This window comes from Nostoc sphaeroides (assembly GCF_003443655.1).
GTDB lineage: Bacteria > Cyanobacteriota > Cyanobacteriia > Cyanobacteriales > Nostocaceae > Nostoc > Nostoc sphaeroides.
Window position 1 is genome coordinate 6423151 of record NZ_CP031941.1, and the last position, 21096, is coordinate 6444246.

The 21096-nt window shown below is 42.5% G+C and carries 19 protein-coding genes and 2 pseudogenes; 11 read left to right on the forward strand and 10 right to left on the reverse strand.

Annotation, left to right across the window (positions count from 1 at the left end; genetic code table 11):
- The first annotated feature begins 595 nt into the window (after positions 1-595).
- On the forward strand, positions 596-2884 hold the full coding sequence (locus tag D1367_RS28655; RefSeq protein ID WP_118170598.1) for an amylo-alpha-1,6-glucosidase: 2289 nt from the start codon (positions 596-598) through the stop codon (positions 2882-2884).
- A gap of 366 nt (positions 2885-3250) precedes the next feature.
- Here the strand turns inward: D1367_RS28655 and D1367_RS28660 are convergent, their stop codons facing one another.
- The gene (locus tag D1367_RS28660; protein WP_100897881.1) at positions 3251-3580 is read right to left on the reverse strand and encodes a DUF2973 domain-containing protein; all 330 of its coding nucleotides are present in this window, start codon (positions 3578-3580) and stop codon (positions 3251-3253) included.
- Positions 3581-3903: 323 nt separating this feature from the next.
- Positions 3904-4221, reverse strand: a complete 318-nt coding sequence (locus D1367_RS28665) for a DUF2605 domain-containing protein (RefSeq protein ID WP_118170602.1) — start codon at positions 4219-4221, stop codon at positions 3904-3906.
- Between the two features lie 439 nt (positions 4222-4660).
- On the opposite strand from D1367_RS28665, the gene thrS reads away from it, so the two are divergent.
- Positions 4661-6511, forward strand: coding sequence for a threonine--tRNA ligase (gene thrS / locus D1367_RS28670; protein ID WP_118170607.1), 1851 nt, complete (start codon positions 4661-4663; stop codon positions 6509-6511).
- A gap of 260 nt (positions 6512-6771) precedes the next feature.
- Positions 6772-7443 carry a hypothetical protein gene (locus tag D1367_RS28675; RefSeq protein ID WP_181984995.1) on the forward strand — a complete coding sequence of 224 codons (672 nt, stop codon included), beginning with the start codon at positions 6772-6774 and terminating at the stop codon, positions 7441-7443.
- 267 nt (positions 7444-7710) lie between these two features.
- Here the strand turns inward: D1367_RS28675 and D1367_RS32525 are convergent, their stop codons facing one another.
- Positions 7711-8025: a hypothetical protein gene (locus tag D1367_RS32525; RefSeq protein WP_228674701.1), complete on the reverse strand. Its 315-nt coding sequence runs from the start codon at positions 8023-8025 to the stop codon at positions 7711-7713.
- The gene (locus D1367_RS28680; RefSeq protein ID WP_228674700.1) at positions 8012-9436 is read right to left on the reverse strand and encodes a HEAT repeat domain-containing protein; all 1425 of its coding nucleotides are present in this window, start codon (positions 9434-9436) and stop codon (positions 8012-8014) included. Before D1367_RS28680 ends, D1367_RS32525 begins: the two co-directional genes overlap by 14 nt.
- A gap of 444 nt (positions 9437-9880) precedes the next feature.
- On the opposite strand from D1367_RS28680, the gene D1367_RS28685 reads away from it, so the two are divergent.
- Positions 9881-10756, forward strand: coding sequence for a DUF4351 domain-containing protein (locus D1367_RS28685; RefSeq protein WP_118170611.1), 876 nt, complete (start codon positions 9881-9883; stop codon positions 10754-10756).
- Between the two features lie 372 nt (positions 10757-11128).
- On the opposite strand, the gene D1367_RS28690 is transcribed toward D1367_RS28685, so the two are convergent.
- Positions 11129-11467, reverse strand: a complete 339-nt coding sequence (locus tag D1367_RS28690) for a hypothetical protein (RefSeq protein ID WP_118170614.1) — start codon at positions 11465-11467, stop codon at positions 11129-11131.
- Positions 11468-11648: 181 nt separating this feature from the next.
- Positions 11649-12449 carry an RMD1 family protein gene (locus D1367_RS28695; protein WP_118170619.1) on the reverse strand — a complete coding sequence of 267 codons (801 nt, stop codon included), beginning with the start codon at positions 12447-12449 and terminating at the stop codon, positions 11649-11651.
- Between the two features lie 629 nt (positions 12450-13078).
- Here D1367_RS28695 and D1367_RS28700 point away from each other — a divergent pair.
- The 3 genes from D1367_RS28700 (at position 13079) to D1367_RS28705 (ending at position 14424) form a co-directional block, all read left to right on the forward strand.
- Complete coding sequence (locus tag D1367_RS28700; RefSeq protein WP_118171683.1) at positions 13079-13231, forward strand: ribbon-helix-helix domain-containing protein; 153 nt, start codon at positions 13079-13081, stop codon at positions 13229-13231.
- A 214-nt stretch (positions 13232-13445) separates the two neighbouring features.
- Complete coding sequence (locus tag D1367_RS33020) at positions 13446-13577, forward strand: hypothetical protein (RefSeq protein WP_267255591.1); 132 nt, start codon at positions 13446-13448, stop codon at positions 13575-13577.
- A 442-nt stretch (positions 13578-14019) separates the two neighbouring features.
- Positions 14020-14424: a response regulator gene (locus D1367_RS28705; protein WP_118170624.1), complete on the forward strand. Its 405-nt coding sequence runs from the start codon at positions 14020-14022 to the stop codon at positions 14422-14424.
- 547 nt (positions 14425-14971) lie between these two features.
- Here D1367_RS28705 and D1367_RS28710 read toward each other — a convergent pair.
- The 3 genes and pseudogenes from D1367_RS28710 to D1367_RS28720 all read right to left on the reverse strand — a co-directional run.
- Positions 14972-15115, reverse strand: a pseudogene (locus D1367_RS28710) (rubredoxin); the annotation flags it as partial.
- Between the two features lie 40 nt (positions 15116-15155).
- Positions 15156-15734 carry an RdgB/HAM1 family non-canonical purine NTP pyrophosphatase gene (gene rdgB / locus D1367_RS28715; protein ID WP_118170628.1) on the reverse strand — a complete coding sequence of 193 codons (579 nt, stop codon included), beginning with the start codon at positions 15732-15734 and terminating at the stop codon, positions 15156-15158.
- A gap of 111 nt (positions 15735-15845) precedes the next feature.
- Positions 15846-17282, reverse strand: a complete 1437-nt coding sequence (locus tag D1367_RS28720; protein WP_118170631.1) for a phosphoglucomutase/phosphomannomutase family protein — start codon at positions 17280-17282, stop codon at positions 15846-15848.
- A gap of 724 nt (positions 17283-18006) precedes the next feature.
- Between D1367_RS28720 and D1367_RS28725 the strand changes: the two genes are divergently transcribed.
- Positions 18007-18696 (forward strand): hypothetical protein, encoded by a 690-nt coding sequence (locus tag D1367_RS28725; protein WP_118170635.1) that lies wholly within the window; start codon positions 18007-18009, stop codon positions 18694-18696.
- A 43-nt stretch (positions 18697-18739) separates the two neighbouring features.
- Here the strand turns inward: D1367_RS28725 and D1367_RS33410 are convergent.
- A pseudogene (locus D1367_RS33410) lies at positions 18740-18805 on the reverse strand (hypothetical protein); the annotation flags it as partial.
- 147 nt (positions 18806-18952) lie between these two features.
- Here D1367_RS33410 and D1367_RS28735 point away from each other — a divergent pair.
- From D1367_RS28735 to D1367_RS28745, 3 genes are all read left to right on the forward strand, one after another.
- A complete protein-coding gene (locus D1367_RS28735; protein WP_118170640.1) occupies positions 18953-19699 on the forward strand; it encodes a pyridoxine 5'-phosphate synthase in 747 nt (248 codons plus the stop codon).
- Positions 19700-19824: 125 nt separating this feature from the next.
- A complete protein-coding gene (locus tag D1367_RS28740) occupies positions 19825-20544 on the forward strand; it encodes a nuclear transport factor 2 family protein (protein WP_118170645.1) in 720 nt (239 codons plus the stop codon).
- A 66-nt stretch (positions 20545-20610) separates the two neighbouring features.
- Positions 20611-20940 carry an MgPME-cyclase complex family protein gene (locus D1367_RS28745; protein ID WP_118171684.1) on the forward strand — a complete coding sequence of 110 codons (330 nt, stop codon included), beginning with the start codon at positions 20611-20613 and terminating at the stop codon, positions 20938-20940.
- Positions 20941-21096: the final 156 nt, after the last annotated feature.

Genomic DNA, 21096 nt, shown 5'->3' on the forward strand with positions numbered 1-21096 from the left:
AACTAAGCGCTGTATAGTTTTGATTGTCATATTTACTAATAACCACTGATCAGTGATTGATAGTCTAGGCATTGGTGTAGCCTCTCAATAGACATCGCTGACGTTGATTTATGCCGACTAAATAAATTTTCTTACCCAAAAACCATTACTGATACATTCACATAATATAATCAATTAATTATCATAAATTAGTCTAATCAAATATCATAGCTATTTAAGACAAAATCGTATAAAAGTAGAGAGCAAATTCCCTCACGGTTTCTGCTATACAGAAAAATGTTCAGGAAACGTTTCTTAATTTCTCTCCCATTCCTCCCGCCAATAATCGGAATATCGATATAGTGGCGGGAGGAATGGGAGCTTTAGATCAATTATCTAAAAATCCTCAGTTTTCAGCCTTGACTTTAGAGTTATAAAATATAAGTTTATAGATATCTACTTATACAAGTTTGAGCGCTGCTATGTTGTCAGCAGTAGGTAAGTATTATTTTGGCTCCAATGGCTCAAGCAAGTTTTAGAAAGCGTCTTTTTTTTTTGAAAGTTGTGAGGGTTCGGAAATCTCAACTCAGAAGACCTGTACACGGAACTTTTGCTAATGACACCGGATACGCTAATGACCACGGAAAAAATTTTCCTAGATGGAAAAACTTTTATTCCTGCCGAACAATTACCTATCCCGGAGTGGCCTTGTGTTGTGAGTGAAAGACCACAACCGACACTGACGGTTAAAGATGATGATTTATTTTTCGTGACGGATACTATCGGGAATATTTCTGGCTGTTCCCTCAACGATGGCAATCCCAGCATGGGATTGTTTTGTTGTGATACGAGATTTCTCAATCGCTTGGAGTTGCAAATTGAAGGGCGATCGCCTGTACTTCTCAGTAGTACTGCTGAAAAAGGGTTTTCACTCTCAGCTTTGTGTACCAACCCCAGAATCGACGAACGCCTAAGAGCCGAAACTGTGGGAATTCGCCGGGAAATGGTGCTGAATGGGGCACTATTTGAAGAAATAGAAGTATCTAATTACAGCACAACCACTGTCAATTTTGAACTAACCATCAGCTTTGATGCGGATTTTGTTGATTTATTTGAAGTCCGGGGCTATGACAGAGAAAAGCGAGGTAGGCTTTTACGTCTAGTAGAACCAACGGCTGAAGAAGGAATTTCTCTAGCCGATGGTGTTTCGCCTATATCCAAAGAACCACCAACTTTTAGAGAAGAATCCTTAACACTCGCCTATCAAGGTCTGGATGGCTCAGTAATGGAATCCCGGATTTTATTCCAGCATCGCCAACCAGACTATTTCAAGGGTTACACTGCGGTTTGGCAGCTAGAGTTGGCTTCTCACGAAACCCACAAGCTGGGCTATCGGCTGAACATGTTGAAAAACAATCAGTCCAGTTCAACCGTCAGCGCCGCCTTCACTTTAGGACAGGCGAAAGCTGCTGAGTTGATGGAGGAGCAAAACTGGGTACAGCAAATTACACGCATTAGCTCAGATAAGAACACCTTCAATCGAGTCATTGAGCGGGCCGAGCAGGATATGTATTTGTTGCGCCAGTCTTTTGGTAAGCATAAGACAGTTTCGGCTGGAGTGCCGTGGTTTTCGACACTATTTGGGCGGGATTCGCTGATTACAGCTTCTCAAACCCTGATGTTAAACTCGCAAATCGCCAAAGAAACCCTGATATTACTTGCGGCATACCAAGGTAAAATCGACGACGAATGGCGCGAAGAAGAACCGGGTAAGATTTTGCACGAGTTACGTTTGGGAGAAATGGCTCGTTGTCAAGAAATTCCCCATACACCCTACTACGGTACAGTTGATGCCACTCCCCTGTGGCTGATGCTGTATGCCGAACATTATGCTTGGACTCACGATCACGAACTCCTAGAGCAACTTTGGCCAAATGCTCTAGCAGCAATGGAGTGGATCGATCGCAATACGAAAGAAACCAGCTACCTCAGTTACTTCCGTAAATCCAAACGTGGTCTTCCTAACCAAGGTTGGAAAGATTCTGATGACTGTATCGTAAATCACAAGGGAGAATTAGCCAACGGCCCAATTGCCTTGTGTGAAGTGCAAGCTTATGTTTATGCTGCAAAAATGCGTCTAGCAGAAATCGCTAGGATGAAAAAGCGGCTTGATTTGGCAGATCGTTGGCAAGAAGAGGCTAGAAGTCTCAAGGTTCGTTTTAATCGAGATTTTTGGGTAGAAGACCTAGATTTCTGCGCTTTGGCTTTGGATGGAGATGGCAAACCAGTAGACAGTATCACCTCAAATCCTGGTCATTGTCTACATTTGGGTCTTTTCACCCACGAAAGAGCCTATAGTGTAGCAGAACGATTGCGGGCACCAGATATGTTTAATGGTTGGGGCATTCGTACCCTGAGTAGTTTGTCACCTGCTTATAATCCAATGGGGTATCATACTGGTTCGGTTTGGCCTCATGATAACGCTCTGATTGCAATGGGATTGCGATCGCTGGGTCTTATCGATCAAGCCCTAGAAATTTTCCAAGGTTTATTCGACATGACTAGTCAGCAGCCTTATCAACGTCCTCCAGAACTATTCTGCGGCTACGAACGGAACGGTGATAATGCCCCCGTGCAGTATCCAGTTGCTTGTACTCCCCAAGCTTGGGCTACTGGTAGTGTCTTCCAACTACTGCAAATGATGGTTAACTTGGTACCTGATGCTCAAAATAACTGCCTGCGAATAATCGACCCTGCTTTGCCAGAATCGATTAATCGCTTGTCATTTCATAATTTGCGAGTCGGCCCCACCATCCTCGATTTAGAATTCGAGCGTTCTGGTACTACGACTGCTTGTCGCGTTGCAAAAAAACGGGGCAATCTTCGGGTAGTTATCGAAGCGTAAAAAAATTAGGGAGTGGTGAATGATCCACTCCCAATTTTATGCTTAATAGTTTGACCTTGAGGCATAAAAAAGCCTCAAACCCATATAGATATGCGCTTACCTCTGCGCTACTTTGCATTTAAATTTCACCTCTGAATTCGCCACGATTTTACGCAAAGCTGTACTAAGAAAGCAGTTTAGATGGCTGTTGTTCGGGTACTTGTATCTTCTAATCACGACCAGAGTATTGAAAACTACCTTCCAGTAGCTTCATTGAGTGCTTCACGAATTATCTCATCACACCATCCACCCATTAAGTATGTAGTATCCTGAAACTGTAATGAATTTCAGGATGCTACATTCCTAACTCTTAACTTCTAACTTTTTTTATGCTTCCTCAGAATTTTCTCTTTTATGTCCTGGGGATGCTTCGTAAAGTGCATCGAGATGTTGACGCGCATCTTCAACGTTAATTGAACGCATTACCAAAAGTGGCTCTTTTATTAACTTGCCAGCACTATCTAATAACTCTGGATGCGGTACAAACTGTTTTTTTGATGAATAATAACCATAGTTGCCTTGATTATTCATTGGCGAGGAATTCGTCGGGTAAGTTCGCTCCCGATCAAAACTGAACATGATCAGGTTACGAATTAAGTTGCCAACAGCTATAAATGCAAGGATTGTAAAAGCAAGAATGTAAAGTAGGTGTAACATTGAATTTTCCTCCAGGACAGCAATTTTTAAAACTTTATTTTGTAACGCTTTGCTTCGCCGATACTGTGACTCACAGTTAAGACGAGTATTTGACGCACCCTTGGTGCTATTACATTTATATGAAGCTATTTGTCAACCGTTATTCCACTTACGGTAGCATAGGATACATTACTTTGTTAATCCAAAGAGTGTTAAGAAATTGTTAAGAGTTTTTTACTATTTCTTTAACGGCTGATTTACCGTCTTGTGTAGACACAAAGAGGCAAGTCTTGAGACATCGTTAAGTAGTCTGCCAAAATTTAGCAGATGCTCCCATCTGTTGCTTAGGCTTCACGCCCTTGGCGAAAGCGCATTGCAACATTCCAGCATTCTGTTACTAATTCATGCCAAGGCATTAACGTTGCCATATCAATCCCGACTTGTTTATCAGTAGCATTAAACAGCATTTTCGCCGTATTTAGTTCATCCTGCGCTTGCTTAACCCGCAAAAGCAAGTCAGATTGCTCTTGGTGACTTATGAATGATAGTTGCTCGGTTTCGAGTAAATGACGCGATCGCGCAAACCAATGCTGAAAATCTTCCAGCAGGGGTTCTAAAACCGTTTCTAGCAAATCTGTCCCTGGTAAATTTGAGTCTGACATAAATGGGAAGGATATTTCAAACTTTCTTACTAATATTAACGTTATTTACGTTTCTTAACACTTTTTTGATTTTCCTCATAATTAGAGGATGTAAAAATTTGTAACAAAGAACACAGATTTTATTATATAGTCTTGATCTAAGGTTTGTACAGTTCCTTTGGAGAGGCATTTATAGGTATATATGCCATTGAGTTGCAATTCATCAGATAATTTAGCGATGTCTACGATGGTCACTGAGCTTGCCGAAGTGCGGGCTATTCGGCGTCGCGTGGAATTCTGAATTTAAGACTCACCCAACCGCTCAAAAATTTATCTTTATCCCCTATCACAAATTAAGTCAGTAGTTGCAAAATAAAGCTGAACTGCCAAAAATCAAAGTCGTTATAGTTGACATAAGCCTACAGATTCAGATAAATCACCTTTTGTAATCACTTCGCCAATGGTTCAGCAGCCAATGTCGCCAAATTCATCAAATCAGTCCGAACAGTCAGAACAAGTTGAAAAAATTTATTTACCGCGTACCAGCGAATCGGAGAACCTAAAAAAGATTCGCCACACTGCTTCCCATGTAATGGCAATGGCGGTACAAAAGCTGTTTCCCAAGGCGCAAGTTACAATCGGCCCTTGGATTGAAAACGGTTTTTACTACGACTTCGACAATCCAGAACCATTTAGCGAAAATGATCTCAAAGCCATCAAAAAAGAGATGGCGAAGATTATTAATCGCAAGTTGGCGGTTATTCGAGAAGAAGTCAGCCGCGAAGAAGCCGAACGCCGGATTCAGGAAATTAAGGAACCTTACAAGCTAGAAATTCTGGCAGATATCAAAAACGAACCAATTACGATTTACCACCTGGGAAATGAATGGTGGGATTTGTGTGCGGGGCCTCACCTGGAAAATACCAGCGAATTAAACCCCAAGGCAATTGAACTAGAAAGCGTTGCTGGTGCTTATTGGCGTGGGGATGAAACTAAAGCCCAATTACAACGCATCTATGCCACCGCTTGGGAAAGTCCAGAACAACTCACTGAATATAAGCGGCGCAAAGAAGAAGCGCTGCGGCGAGATCACCGAAAACTGGGTAAGGAACTGGGATTATTTATATTTTCTGATCTAGTGGGGCCGGGTTTACCTTTGTGGACGCCAAAAGGTACTTTGTTAAGGAGTACTTTAGAAGACTTCCTCAAGCAAGAACAGTTAAAACGGGGTTATTTATCCGTAGTAACGCCTCACATTGCCAGAGTAGACTTATTTAAAACCTCTGGACATTGGCAGAAATATAAAGAAGATATGTTCCCTTTAATGGCAGATAACTCTGAAGCTGCTGCACAGGAACAGGGCTTCGTCATGAAGCCGATGAACTGCCCCTTCCACATCCAAATATATAAGAGTGAATTACGCTCTTATCGAGAACTACCGATGCGCTTGGCGGAATTTGGTACTGTTTACCGCTACGAACAATCAGGGGAATTGGGCGGTTTAACGCGGGTGCGCGGTTTTACTGTGGATGATTCTCACCTGTTCGTCACCCCAGAACAGCTAGATAGTGAATTCCTCAGTGTGGTGGATTTGATTTTGTCGGTGTTTAATAGTCTGCAACTGAAGAACTTTAAAGCTAGACTCAGTTTCCGCGATCCAGCTAGTGATAAATACATCGGTTCAGATGAAGTTTGGGACAAAGCCGAAGGTGCAATTCGCCGTGCAGTTGAAACCTTGGGGATGGATCACTTTGAAGGTATTGGAGAAGCGGCTTTTTATGGGCCAAAACTTGACTTTATCTTTAGTGATGCCTTAGAACGGGAGTGGCAATTAGGAACTGTACAGGTAGATTACAACTTGCCAGAACGCTTTGAATTAGAGTATGTCGCCGAAGATGGTGTTCGCAAACGCCCAGTGATGATTCACCGTGCGCCTTTTGGTTCGCTGGAAAGGTTGATTGGGATCTTAATTGAAGAATATGCAGGCGATTTCCCTTTGTGGTTAGCGCCAGTGCAAGCTAGATTACTGCCAGTGGGTGACACACAGTTAGACTTTGCTAAAGATGTGGTAGCGAAGATGAGAGCGTTAGGCATCCGTGCAGAAGTTGATACCAGTGGCGATCGCTTGGGTAAACAGATTCGCAATGCAGAGAAAGAAAAAATACCCGTAATGGCTGTGGTGGGAGCGAAAGAAGTGGAAACCAACACCTTGAGTATCCGTACCCGCGCCTCTGGGGAATTGGGAGTTATCCCTGTAGATGAGGTGGTGGATAAGATGAAAGATGCGATCGCTAAGTTCGAGAACTTCTAAAATCTAAGCACAGACGCACACTAATCACAATTGGTGTGCGTTTTGTCTAGTAGATCAGATTATTGGCTAGTTGGTAGGTTTGGTCAAAGGTGCGATGTCTAGAGTACCACAGACAACAAAACTTTTCTCAATCACCGCACCCAAGAAAACTTTTCGAGTTATTCAACACTGTTAGGATTGATTTAAAGACTTGTGGAATCTGCTTTTCCTAAACAGACTGGACTTGCATAAATTACTATCAACAATTTTTGACTCACATCATGAACCGCTTTACCTCTATTTTGCTCGCAGGCTTGATAGCATCTGCTTCAGCTTTGGCTATTTCTCCAAAAGCTGATGCTAATACACCAGTGGATTATCTTGCTGGATTAGATAGCTACGGCTATCAACGCAACGATAATGGTAAGTACGAAGGTCAAAGTCGTCACCACAGAAATGGTGATTATGACCGCCAGAACGACCTTCGCAACATTCGTGACAATAATAATCGCTATGAGCGCGATAATAACCGTCGCTATGAACGCGATAATAACCGTCGCTATGAGCGTGACAATAATCGCCGCTATGAACGCGACAATAACCGTCGCTATGAGCGTGACAATAATCGCCGCTATGAGCGTGACAATAATCGCCGCTATGAACGCGACAATAATCGCCGCTATGAACGCGACAATAATCGCCGCTATGAACGCGACAATAACCGTCGCTATGAACGCGATAATAACCTTCGCAACATTCGTGACAATAACCATCGCTATGAGCGCGATAATAATCGCCGCTATGAACGCGATAATAACCTTCGCAACATTCGTGACAATAACCGTCGCTATGAACGCGACAATAACCGTCGCTATGAGCGCGATAATAACCTTCGCAACATTCGTGACAATAACCATCGCTATGAGCGCGATCGCAACTGGGATCGTGGTTAATCCTTCCGCCTTCATTTATTAAGCTTGGTTCTAGGTGAACTGAGCATTGATTCTACTTGGCGGTAGGACAGACACAATCTCTTTTTCCACTTATTCCAATATCTGATTTTTCACTCTTATCTAGAAAACCTCGCTTCCATTCCCTAGTAGGGCAGCTTGCTCAGGGATTAGGTTTAGCGTTAGTTTTTCTACACGACGTGAAAAGTCAGATTTTAATTAAATCAAGAGCAGGACTTACGCAAATAATAGCCAAAACCTGAAAAACCACTACTGACCCTTGAGGTTAACTATTACTGATTGCAGCGAATCAGCTTCGTTGTATCCAGCTTTTTTGAGATTGTTGTAGTGAGTTTCTAGGATGAGAATGTCTTGCGATCGCCAAGAGACTTTTTTCGCAACTACAGCAATTTGCTTGGCTAAGTCTTCTCGTAATCGTGTAAAATCTCGGCTGGGTTCCCAGGCTTGGGCAAATATTTTAAGAGTTTTATTACCTTGCTCATGACTCAATTGAGCAGGAATCGTTTTAGTGTTAGGAAAACCCAACCATGTCAGCAGTGTTTTGACTTCATCAGTCTTTGACATAGGGTTTGGCACCCTCCCCCAGATTTCTCAATGCCACTGCTGCACTTCTACGAACATCTTTATCAACGGTTTCATCCTTGAGGAAGTCGAGGATGTCTTTGACGTAGGGTTTGGGAGCCTCCCCCAGATTTCTCAATGCCACTGCTGCTAATATACGAACATCGGGGTCAACGGTTTTATCCTTGAGGAAGTCGAAGAAGTCTTTGAAATAGGGTTTGGCTGACTCTCCCAAATTTACCAATGCCACTGCTGCACGGGAACGAACATCTAGGTCAAAATTTATATCCTTGAGGATGTCAGCGATGTCTTTGACGTAGGGTTTGGCTGCCTCCCCCAAATTTACCAATGCCACTGCTGCACCGGAACGAACACCTAAGCCAACGGTTTTATCCAGTAGGATGTCAGCGATGTCTTTAACGTAGGGTTTGGCTGCCTCCCCCAGATTTCCCAATACCTTTGCTGCGGGGAAACGAACACTTGGGTCAATAGTTTTATCCAGTAGGAAGTCGAGGATGTCTTTGACGTAGGGTTTGGCTGCCTCCCCCAGATTTAGCAATGCATAAGCTGCACTGGAACGAACACCTGAGTCAACGGTTTTATCCTTGAGGAAGTTGAGGATGTCTTTGACGTAGGGTTTGGCTGCCTCCCCCAAATTTGTCAATGCATAAGCTGCACCGGAACGAAGACTTGGGTCAATAGTTTTATCCAGTAGGATGTCAGCGATGTCTTTAACGTAGGGTTTGGCAGCGTCCCCCAGATTTCCCAATGCATTTGCTGCACTGAAACGAACACTTTTGTCAACGGTTTCATCCTTGAGGAAGTCGAGAATGTCTTTGACGTAGGGTTTGGCAGCGTCCCCCAGATTTCCCAATGCATTTGCTGCACTGAAACGAACACTTTTGTCAACGGTTTCATCCTTGAGGAAGTCGAGAATGTCTTTGACGTAGGGTTTGGCTGCCTCCCCCAGATTTGCCAATCCATAAGCTGCACCCATACGAACCCCGGAGTCAACGGTTTTATCCTTGAGGAAGTCGAGGATGTTTTTGACGTAGGGTTTGGCTGCCTCCCCTAGATTTCCCAATGCCTTTGCTGCACTTTGACGAATATCGGGGTCAACGGTTTTATCCTTGAGGATGTTGAAAACTTTCTGTGCAATATCCTCTGGTTTTTGAACCACCGATTTCAAATTTTTTAGATCATATTCATTAAATTTTTCAAAAGCGAGTTTCTTTACTCCGTCATATCTATCATCCAAAGCAGCAACGATACCGTTAATCTGCCAAGCTTCTGGCTTCGGACGAGGCGGTTCTTTCGCACTTACCCAAGGCAGGGCGAGGAGGAGTGTCAACAGCAGGGTAAAGGGAAAAAGGAAAAAGGGCGACGAACGCTTTTTAATTATCTGTAGATGCATTTGTAATTTGTAATTTCTTTAGTAATAAAGGCTGTTTCTGCCCTTTCCTTGGTAGGGAAAGAGAAGGGAGTTAGGTTTTTACTAGTAAATCAGGAACCGCTACAGTTATCTTTTTACTGTCTGATAACTCAACCTAGCTAGAAATGGAATATTAATGTAAATAGTACAGGAATTTAAAAAAGATACGCTCAGAGTATAGTATTGAGCTTCCGTGATCTATGGTGCGACGCCGAATAGCCCGTCGTAGACATCGCCTACTCAAACCACTGCACGAGATAAGGGACTTCCAAGTAAAAAAATATTCAATTGCTATTGTTCACTGTTGACCGTTGACGGTTCACGAATTTTCAGTCAACAGTCAACAGTCAACGACTTTAATGTGGAATAATTTATTTTTTGGAGTTCCCTAATAACAATACCTCGTTCAATTGTTAGCGATCGTCAATGTCTTTTGATAACCTCTGCAAACTACTGTCCGAAAAACATCCTGCTACCTTTGCCAGTTGGGTATTAGGAACACCGCAAACTTCCGTCACAGTTCTCAAAACCGAATTGAGCATCGAACCGATTCGCGCTGATTACGTCACATTCCTACAGCTACAAGGACGCATTCTGCATCTGGAATTTCAAACCAAACTAGAATCTACGCCACCCCTACCCCTGCGGATGGTAGATTACTGGGTACGCTTATATCGTTTATATCGTTTACCAATAACGCAAGTTGTCGTATTATTACTTCCCCCTGCACCAGGAACAGTAATTGAAACTGTCTTCTGTGTCGAAACTACCCGTCATGAATATCGCGTGATTCGCTTATGGGAAGAAAATCCTGAACTATTCCTCAATGAGCCAGCTTTGTTACCATTAGCACCACTGGCCGCAACCACGCAACCCCAAGCCTTGTTGCAGCAAGTTGTGATCAAAGTTAATCAACTTGAGCCAAGACAACGACCAGAAATTTCTGCTTACACCCAAATCTTAGCGGGGTTAAAATACAATCAAGACTTGATTCGACAATTATTTCGGGAGGGTATGATGCGCGAGTCAGTGATTTATCAAGAAATTCTAAGAGAAGGGGAACAACGAGGACGGGAAGAAGGACGAAAAGCAGAGGGGCAATTGCTGATTCTCCGTCAACTTACTCGACGGGTGGGAGAATTACCCCCAGAGGTGCTAGATCGTATTGAAACTCTCTCTTTAGAACAATTAGAAAATCTCGGTGAAGCATTGTTGGATTTTCAGGCGATGCCTACGGCGGTAAACTACGCGGATTTAGAAACCTGGTTTGGTACATTAGACATAGGAGTGAAAATGACGTAAGCACAATTTATGAATTATGCCTACCAAGAATTTCGGGCAACGCATAATTAATTTCACTCCTATGTCTATTAGATGAATTTTTCCATTTGAGCCAATGTCTGATGGTGCTAGTACCGCAAGGCGGAAGTCAAAAGGAGCCAGTGCGTTGGGCGGCGAGCCACTCTAGTTGCAACTGGCGTTCAAAAGTCACCCTTCCCTACGGGACGCTACGCGAACGGCTGCGCTCAGAGTAAAAAAGTCACGCATTCAAAAGAATTATATTCCGAGCTTCTTGCGCCATTTGAAACAGTATGTTTATTTACGCCATGCTGTAGTAGGGGAAAAAATAGTTTCAGAAGAACCAAAGCGAGTTGAGCTTGTCAGATTGCCACATTAGAGTTCAATTAACTTGAAGGCCCAAGGTTTGAGAGCCGCTAAAGCTATTTCTTCACTTACACCTTCATAAGCCTCCCATTCCAACGGATGCTCTTTAGGATGTCCGTCGCCGACATTACCTGCAACTTTAATTATTGGACAGTTGGCGATGCGATCGCGCTCCAGCCCTTTTGGAACTACTAGTTGGATTTTGTGCCCGATAAACTTCGCTGTACTATCATTAGCTACAGATTCACGGATTAAACAAATATCACCAGCAGTCCCCCAAGTCGTTTGGTAAATGTGGAGGAACGATATATAGGTGGATGGTTTGATGGATCTTTTGAGAACGTGCATTATCTGTAATCCTTACACTATGAGTCAAAAATCATAAATCATACAAGTATTTTCTATCACGTTCGTAGGGAAGAATGTTTTTAACTAACATTTTGTACCTAGCGCAGGTGATTCTAAATCGTTCGGTGGAAGATAGCGGTTTTCAGTGAGTCTAATGGGTTTACGCTCTGCAAATTTAGCGTTAACCTTTGAAAATGATGTCGTACAGTGATAGCAGAATCTCCACCACAATCAGAATCACCACATACCACTCTACTCGCTGACTACTGCTATGCTGCATGAACTCCAGCACCGTTTGTGCAGTTTGAGAAATTAACTCTAGTTTACGTTCTAGGGCATGGTGACGCTCACGAATTTCGTATTCATCTTCCAAGCGCAGATATAAGTTTTCTAGCTGTGGGGTTTCCCAGAGTAACTCCGGCTTATCGATAATCTCTACTTGACCAACAATCTTATGTTGAACTAATAGGGTAGTCCCAAGTTGACGCAATAATTCGCGGCTCTGGCGTCTACTCCTGTCTTCACGCTGGAGACTAGCTGCAAACGGTTCAATTTGATCAAATACAGCCGCTAGGCTGGTTTCATAGTGAGACAGCACAACACTCTTGGCGAGAATATCAGCTACTATCTGCAAGCGTTCTACACTAAATTCATGCAGTAAAATTTTTCCTTCCTTAACTCGCTCACTCTCTGCTACGTTGAGATGAATTTCTACCTCTTCTGTTTCTGGGTTGGCAAAAGAGCCACTAACTTGAGAGGATAGTTTGGTCAAAAAGGCTACCTTTTCCACAGGCTCAAGGTTAAACAGGACAACTGCACCATAGTTCAGCAGTACCGCACAGCCGTGTTCACCGACTGTAACTATTACTGGCATAGTCGCCAAGCACACGTAATTTTCCAAGTTCTGTAAGTTAATATTCTTACCAAGGAATAGGGCCTGCGCTCTAAATCTATCTCTGTCATTAAAAAGGAGTTTTTGCATTGTCGCCCTATGCTGTATTCTGTCTGCTGAAGTGCTCAAGTAGCGATGTCTTGCCCCAAAAGAGCGTATTTGTATCATTATTAAAGGGACTTCCAAGTAAAAAAATATTCCATTGCTATTTTTCACTGTTGACCGTTGACGGTTCACGAGTTTTCAGTCAACAGTCAACAGTCAACAGTCAACGACTTGAATGTGGAATAATTTATTTTTTGGAGTTCCCAAAGTGAAATGATATCACATAGCTTGCTTCTCGCGGAGCGAGTATAAATTCGCTTACTCGCAACCATTTTTAATTTTTAGACTTTGGCGTGACACTTCGGCTTACCTCAGCTCTCCAATGTAGTACTTTAGCTTGGACTGCTGATGTGGGCTAGCGTAGATTGGGGTAAATTACTTAGTTCAAATGACTTTATTTTATACTTGCATAACACTTGCTTTATAGTTACTACTTTTAAGGGAGTTAAACTTTATATTCTAAAATCGACTTTACATATTCACTATTCTTTGGAAAAACATATTAATGTGCTTCATCATTTCTTGAATTAAAATTCCTTGATAATACCCATGTAGTAACAGATTAAGTGATTGATATTAGAAAAGTAGTTGAAAAATCGAACTTGTCTAATATTATGAATAAAAAATGGGCTGTTAAACGACTTACAATCAATCTCACATCAGGTGAGGCTGAGAAATTGGAAAAATATTGCTCAAGCACTGGCAGACCGGCAACCGATGTAATTCGGGAATTAATTCGCACTCTGACCACTGAAGGTGAAGAGTGAAAAACCTAAAAGGAAAGGAAATTACACTGGATAAAACTTAACCAAGAGAGAGAATGAAAGTTTCAATTAGCTTGATGGTAGACAAGACTTGTCAGAATAATTCATCATTAATAATTGCTAATTCATAATAGACCTGTCGGGAAATAGCGAGAAAAATCGCTGAAAACCTTGCGACACAGGAACTATAGGTATTTATCGTAAAGTTGCTTCGAGAATGAAGCATTATTTGCGTTTTGGAGTAGAGAGCGATCGCATTGCGATCGCGCCCTCTTCCCAATACCGTAGTCAATCGCCCAACCATCGAACCTCTCAAGAATATCGAAGCCGTGTGTTTATGAACTTGTAAATCACAAAGTACTGCGATCGCATAAATTATAGCGGTTCTCGTTTACGTGAGGTAGACCCTACAACTGGTGATACAATATCTACCGCATCTGAATGGGAAGCGCTATATTCAAATCATCACTAATAGTTTGATAAGCAACTATAAAGCGAATTTTTGCCCCAATTTTTCTTGGGCAAGTAATCCATAGATAGAGCCTCCTTTACTTCGATAAAAAAATAAATTATACCTACCATTTAGAGGACTTTTGGTTATAAATTAAATGTACATTTACATACCAATAAATTGTTAAAATTGATTAGAAGTCGTTTTCTGTTTGTTTTACCGTTGATTATATAGTTCTGACTTTTCACACCATCTCAAAAAGGTCATTTTGAGGGTTTCTCAAGCCCTAATTTTATCATTAGCAGGTAAAAGTCACAGAAAGTTAGAACAAAATGTCATTATGGAACCTTCTGGAACTCTTGCTGGTTTAGACATTCTGGTAGTTGAGGATGATGATGATACTCGCTTCTTCATTACTTCTGTGTTGGAAATGGATGGAGCAAAAGTTATAGCAGTGATATCAGCAGATGCGGCACGCAAAGTATTATCTGAATTGCAACCCGATGTTTTAATTTCTGATATCGGGTTACCTGGGGAGGATGGCTACACTCTGATCCGCAAAATTCGTGCGCTCAAACCAAACAATGGTGGACGAGTCCCGGCTATTGCTTTAACAGCCTTTGCTGATAGTGAGGATCGTATCCGTGCCTTGGAAGGTGGCTTTAACACTCATGTATCTAAACCGATTGATCCTGAAGAACTAGTAGAGATAGTGGCTAGTTTGGTTGGTTCTTGTAATTGGTAATTATGAAGCGCTACTGTTCAATTACTTCCTCTTACCATTTTTCCCCATTCGTGCAACCTGACTTTTCCCGTTAAGTCATGAAACAACGAAGCAGCAAGAGTTTCAGACTAGACTTTATTCTCAATAAATTAATATTACTGACAATAATTTACGAGAGAATAGGGCTTTGGGCTAGGGGTATAGTAAGCGATCGCTCAATCAAGGAGATAACGGGAAAAGTCAGTTCGTGCAACAACGCCATTTTAAGGCAGATATAGCCGTTCCAATACAACATTATATCGCCAGGTGTAGGGGCACGGCACTGCCCACAGGTGTCAACTTAACGTAAAAACCAATCTAGACAAAGCTTTAAAAGATTGCCTCGTCAAGAGTCTCCGACTGGGAATGCCCATCATTGAGGCTCCGCCTCCCGAACTCGCGGCAGAGCCGCAACGATTAGCATTTCCAGCCAGAGGCTGGAAACGAGATATAAATAATCAAGAACGCGAAGCATCTTAAAAGATTCTTCGCGTTTATGTGCAAAAAGAGTACTTAATTGATTGCCGTCTTAAGCTGCAACTTTTTCCTCAAATGGTTTAAAAGTTTTTTTGCTAGCACCGCAAATCGGACACTTCCAGTCATCAGGAATTTCTTCAAAAGGTGTACTAGGTGCAATTCCCGAATCAGGATCGCCAGCAACCGGATCGTAAATCGTATGGAAGTCTCAACCCAACAATGGGAAACGCTAATTCCTAACTCCTAACTCTCTCTAGCTGCGGAAGTAAAGCTGTAAAAGCCTTGCCTCGATGGCTAATTGACCCCTTCAATTCTCGTGTCATCTCAGCAAAGGTCAATTGCAACTCTTTGACATAAAAAATTGGATCGTAGCCGAAACCACCATCACCACGCGGCGCATGGAGAATTTCGCCACGACAAATACCTTCAGATTCTAATACGATCGCACCATCAGGACGAGCGATCGCTACTGCACAAACAAATTGAGCTTGTCGATTGACTTCGTTATCTAATTCTCTCAATATCCTAGCAATGCGTTCTGAGTCGGTTTTAGCGTAACGTGCAGAATAAACCCCTGGTGCGCCATTTAAGGCATCTACTTGCAAACCCGAATCATCAGCAATTGCCCAGTTTCCTGTAGCTTTAGCAATTTGTGAGGCTTTTAGACAAGCGTTGGCGGCAAAGGTTTCGCCCGTTTCTTCAATTTCCAATTCTTCAGGTTTAAGGGTTAATTCCCAACCAGAATTTTCCAGATAAGCTTGCATTTCCCGCAACTTACCTGGATTTCCTGTAGCTACTACGAGTAATTTGGTCATTAGTCATTGGTCATTGGTCACTTGTACTGAGCGTAGTCGAAGTATTGGTCATTAGTCATTGATCATTTACCAAGGACAAAGGACTAATGACTAATGACTAACTAATTAATTTTACTCCGCCCAGTGTTTCGCCCAAGCAAGAGTTTGATGGACTTGCTCAATTGTCGGGGCTTCGCAGTACAAGCGTAAAACTGGCTCAGTACCGCTAAACCGAATCATTAACCAGCTTTTATCAGCGAGGCGATATTTGTAGCCGTCGATTGTTTGGCAATCAATCACTGCTAAAGAGGCAATTTCTGTTAGGGGTTGAGTTTGCAGTTGTTGCAAAAGACGCGATCGCACTTCCATACTTGCTAAGGGTAAATCAATGCGATCGTACGCTGAGGTAAACCCTGTTTGTTTCTGCAAGTAGCGATAATACTCACCTAAATCCAAACCAGATTCTACAATCGCTTCTAAGACGTACAATGCTGACAGCAGTGCATCGCGTTCGGGAATATGACTACCATAGCCAATTCCCCCCGACTCTTCGCCACCCAGCAACACTTTTGCTGCTAACATTCTGTCAGCGATGTATTTATAACCAACTGCTGTCTCAAAAACTGACAGGTTATGTAGTGCTGCCACCAGGGGCATTAAGTCGGAACCACTAACAGTTTTGACTATTTCACCACTAAAGCCACGCCGTAGGGTTAAGTGGTCGATTAATATGGGGATTAAGACTTGAGAACTCAAGAAGTTGGCTTCCCCGTCTACAGCTGCAATGCGATCGCAGTCTCCATCAAATACCAACCCCACCGTTAAACCTGATTTATCTGTTTCTCGGTGAGCTTTGATGACTTCAAATAGCTTTGAAAGGTATTTAGGCAAGGGTTCCGGCGCACCACCACCAAATAGAGGATCACGATTGCTGTTGATTTCTTTGACTTGATTCCCTAGTAGTCTCGCCAATCCGCCAGCTGCCGCACCATGCATAACATCGGCAAATAATGTTAATTTGCCAGAGGCGATCGCTTCTCGAATTTTGGCAATATCAACTTTACCTTCTAGTGCTTCTGTATAACTCGGCCAAGGATCAAATTTCTCTTGCTTCCCTGGAGTACCACTAGCAGCTACTCCAACCGATAACTGCGCTTCGATCTCTTTTGTGACTTCTGGCGGCACCGAACCACCAAAACAACCCTTGACTTTTAACCCCAAATATTTACCAGGATTATGGCTAGCTGTAATTACCAGCGCCCCTAAAGCATTGAGTTGTTTTGCTGCCCAACTATAAGCTGGGGTTGGGGCAAAGCTTTCGCTCAGTAGCACATCAAATCCGACAGATGTGACAGTATCAGCAACAGCACGAGCAAAATCTTCGGCCATGAATCGGCGATCGTAACCGACAATTATTGTCCGGCTACCCACCGTAGAAAAATATGTATCATATAATACTTTAGCTGCAACTGGCGCGACCAGGGCTAGGCGTTCAAAGGTGAACTCATCACCAATAACGCCCCGCCAGCCGTCTGTGCCAAACTTGATTGAGTTAGCTACAACTGGCATCTAGGTATCCTAACTGTCTACTTGAGGATTTTAGCATTTTTACAGTGGACAAAGTAAAAAAAGAATCTAGTAAAAATATGTACCAATAATATTTAACAATAAATTGGGCAAATTTGTGTATTGTAGAAGTGCGATCGTCCCGGAATTCTGTCACTAATGCAGACATTGTTAGTCAATGCAATGGCATTGTTAGCCAAAACAATCGCATTATTCAGTCAGCACAATTCGCAATTCGCTTTTTCGCCCATTCGCAATTAAAGCCCCAGGATTTATCCTGGGGCTTGAACCCTGCATTGTTTAAAATTTATCTATCCATAAATAAATTTAGGGGCTTGTACCATCAAGGAATAATTGGTCAATGCAATTACTAAGTAAATCGGTACAATAAAACCAAACTAGGTAAAAAGATTAACTAGATAAAACCCTCTCCCTCCTGCCTTCTCAAACTATAAATATTTCCGCAGACTTACTTAAATCACAAGTTATTCATAAGTTATATTACTCAATTAAAATCCAGTTCTGTCCCAGATTTATAGTTTTTGAAATGACGAATTATTAGAGGAGTATCCCGCTTTTTAGAGTAAAGCAAAAGTACTAATCATCAAACACTGCACTTTAGCAGGATTAGGATTGTATTCTCTAGCAGCGAAATAAAAACTGTGATGCACCCTAATTATTAGCGTCATATTTGAAGAAACTTTAATAGTTAGAGGAAAATACAGTTATGGTTACGAACGCCTACAGTTACAACGGAAATCTTAGTGATTTTACAACTGCAATTCAGAGCAGGTGGGATGAAGGATACGACTTAGTTGATGTTGAATACGGCAATGGTACTTGGTTTGGGGTTTTTCAAGACACACCAAGTAATAGTGCTTATAGCTACAGAAGTAATTTGGGTGATTTTACAACTGCGATTCAGGACAGGTACAATGAAGGTTATGACTTAGTTGATGTTGACTATGGCAATGGTACTTGGTTTGGGGTTTTTCAAGACAAACCAGGTGGTAACGCTTATAACTACACAAGTAATTTGGGTGATTTTACAACTGCGATTCAGGGCAGGTACAATGAAGGTTATGACTTAGTTGATGTTGAATACGGCAATGGAACTTGGTTTGGGACTTTTCAAGACAAACCAGGTGGTAACGCTTATAACTACACAAGTAGTTTTGGTGATTTAACAACTGCTATTCAGGACAGGTGGAATCAAGGATACGACTTAGTTGATGTTGAATACGGCAATGGTACTTGGTTTGGGATTTTTCAAGACACACCAGGTACTAGTGCTTATAACTATGCAAGTAATCTTAGTGATTTTACAGATGCTATTCAGAGCAGGTGGGATCAAGGATACGACTTAGTTAATGTAGGATACGGCAATGGTACTTGGTTTGGGGTTTTTGAGCAGTAAATAGCTTTAGTTTTGTATTACACAGTGATATTTACAGCAGTTTTCAATTGAACGAGATAGCTCCTGCTACTAGCGCTAAAATCGCTATGGTGATGATATCGGTGAGTAAGTGCCATCTCGTTCTTTCCGCTCTTGGATCTTTTGCTTGTGTAAAATATTCCTGAAATTTACTAGTATGTTGACTACTTCGCTATGCAAGACCAGTATTTCCGGTAAAATCAAATTCTGAGGACTGTGGATTTAGGAGAAATTTGGGGTGCCTACACTTGGCGTTAACATTGACCACATCGCCACCATCCGGCAAGCACGGCGGACAGTGGAACCTGACCCTGTGGCGGCGGCGGTGCTGGCAGAATTAGGGGGTGCAGATGGGATTACGGTGCATCTGCGGGAAGATCGGCGGCATATCCAAGATCGGGATGTGCGGATATTGCGAGAAACAGTGCGATCGCATCTTAATTTAGAAATGGCCGCTACAGATGAAATGCTAGCGATCGCTCTCGATATCAAACCAGATTATGTAACTTTAGTCCCCGAAAAGCGCGAAGAAGTCACAACAGAAGGCGGATTAGATATTACCCTACAAATTGCTAGAATAGGTGAGATAGTCGATAAATTGCAAAGCGCTAACATTCCAGTTAGTTTATTTATCGACGCAGACACATCACAAATCGAAGCATCTGTCAAGGTGCAGGCGCGATTTATTGAATTGCACACCGGACAATATGCTGAGGCTAAGGATGAAACAAATCGCCAGCGAGAATTAGCCATATTAGCTAAAGGGTGTGAACAAGCGATTCAAGCTGGATTGCGGGTTAACGCCGGTCATGGACTCACCTACTGGAACGTCTATCCGGTGGCTGCGCTTCCAGGTATGGAAGAACTGAACATCGGTCATACCATCATCAGTCGGGCAGCATTAGTAGGTATAGAAAGGGCAGTCCGCGAGATGAAGCAAGCTATCACAGGGAGTAGGGAATTGGGAATGGGGAATGGGCATTAGGAATTAGTTATTTTTTCTTGCTTCCCCTGCTCCCCACTCCCCACTCCCCTATAACTAAAAGAGGGGTTGTCTACTGCGAAATCTAGAAATTGAGAGCAAATAGCAAATCTTCAGCAAAAACTTCTATGAGCGCAACACAGTCTAACAACCTGCCGCTTTGGGTACAGGATAGAGATAAGGTGATAGCAGAAAGCACTGATGTTGAGTGGCGCTATGAGACACCGCCTGATTATTCCCGTTCAAATGAGAATCTCGCTCAAGAAAGTACCTATAATCACCTTGAAGGTACACTAGAAGCGATCGTGCAAAACTTGGTGCGAACCTTCGAGATGGAGGTATCCTTTAAAGCTAACCCGCAACAGTGGTTATCTATTGTGAATGACAAGTTTCGTGTGAGTACCAATGGCGGAGTCGAGTACACAGCAGCAGATTTATCAGCCCAAGGTACTTACAATTTATTTATGGCTGATTCAGAACACTACAAGGCTTCAGAAGAAAGCTTTGAATCATCCGCAAAAGTCTTCCACACAACATTTCCCCAAGGATTTCCTTGGGAAGTGCTGGAAGTTTTCTCAGGGCCACCAAATGTCACATTCAAATGGCGGCATTGGGGACATTTTAAAGGAGAATACAAAGGCCATGCACCTACTGGAGAGACAGTAGAAATTATCGGCATGAGCATTGCAAAAGTTACCGATGACTTGAAGGTTATTTCCTTGGAACACTACTTCGACAATAATCTGTTCTTGGAAAAGCTAACATCTGGTGGCAAACAGATAAATGCCCAAAAGCAGGGAAGTGCTTGTCCGTTCAGTTCTTGGTTCAAGAAATCCCACAAGAGTTAGTTTTTAGGGGTACAGAGTGCAGCACTGTGCCCTTAAATTATTCACATAGCAAACCAAAGGATGAAAATGCAAACATATTATTACGTTTTGGCTAGTAAAAAATTTCTTCTCGAAGAAGAACCGACACACGAAGTTCTCAAAGAACGCACCCGCCACTACCACGAACAAGAAAAGCAAATAGATTTTTGGTTGGTTCCGCAACCAGCTTTCTTGGAAACACCGCAATTTAAAGAGCTAAAGGCGAAGTGTCCCCAACCAGCAGTAGCAATTATTTCTACCAATCCGCAATTTATTACTTGGTTAAAACTGCGTTTAGAGTACGTCATCACTGGTGAATTCCAAGCTCCTTCTGAGACAATACCCGATGCATTGGCATCGCTTGCTACTGTTTCCTAATCTGGCTATGGGGCATTGGGTTATTCTCGTTATCTCATTGTCCCTTTGCCTTCCTCATCACCCATTCGCTTGATTAAGTTGATAAATGTAGTTTCTTGCTGACAGCATCAAGAGTAATTGCTGCATACTGTTTAGGGGTGAGGATGCCCGGATAAC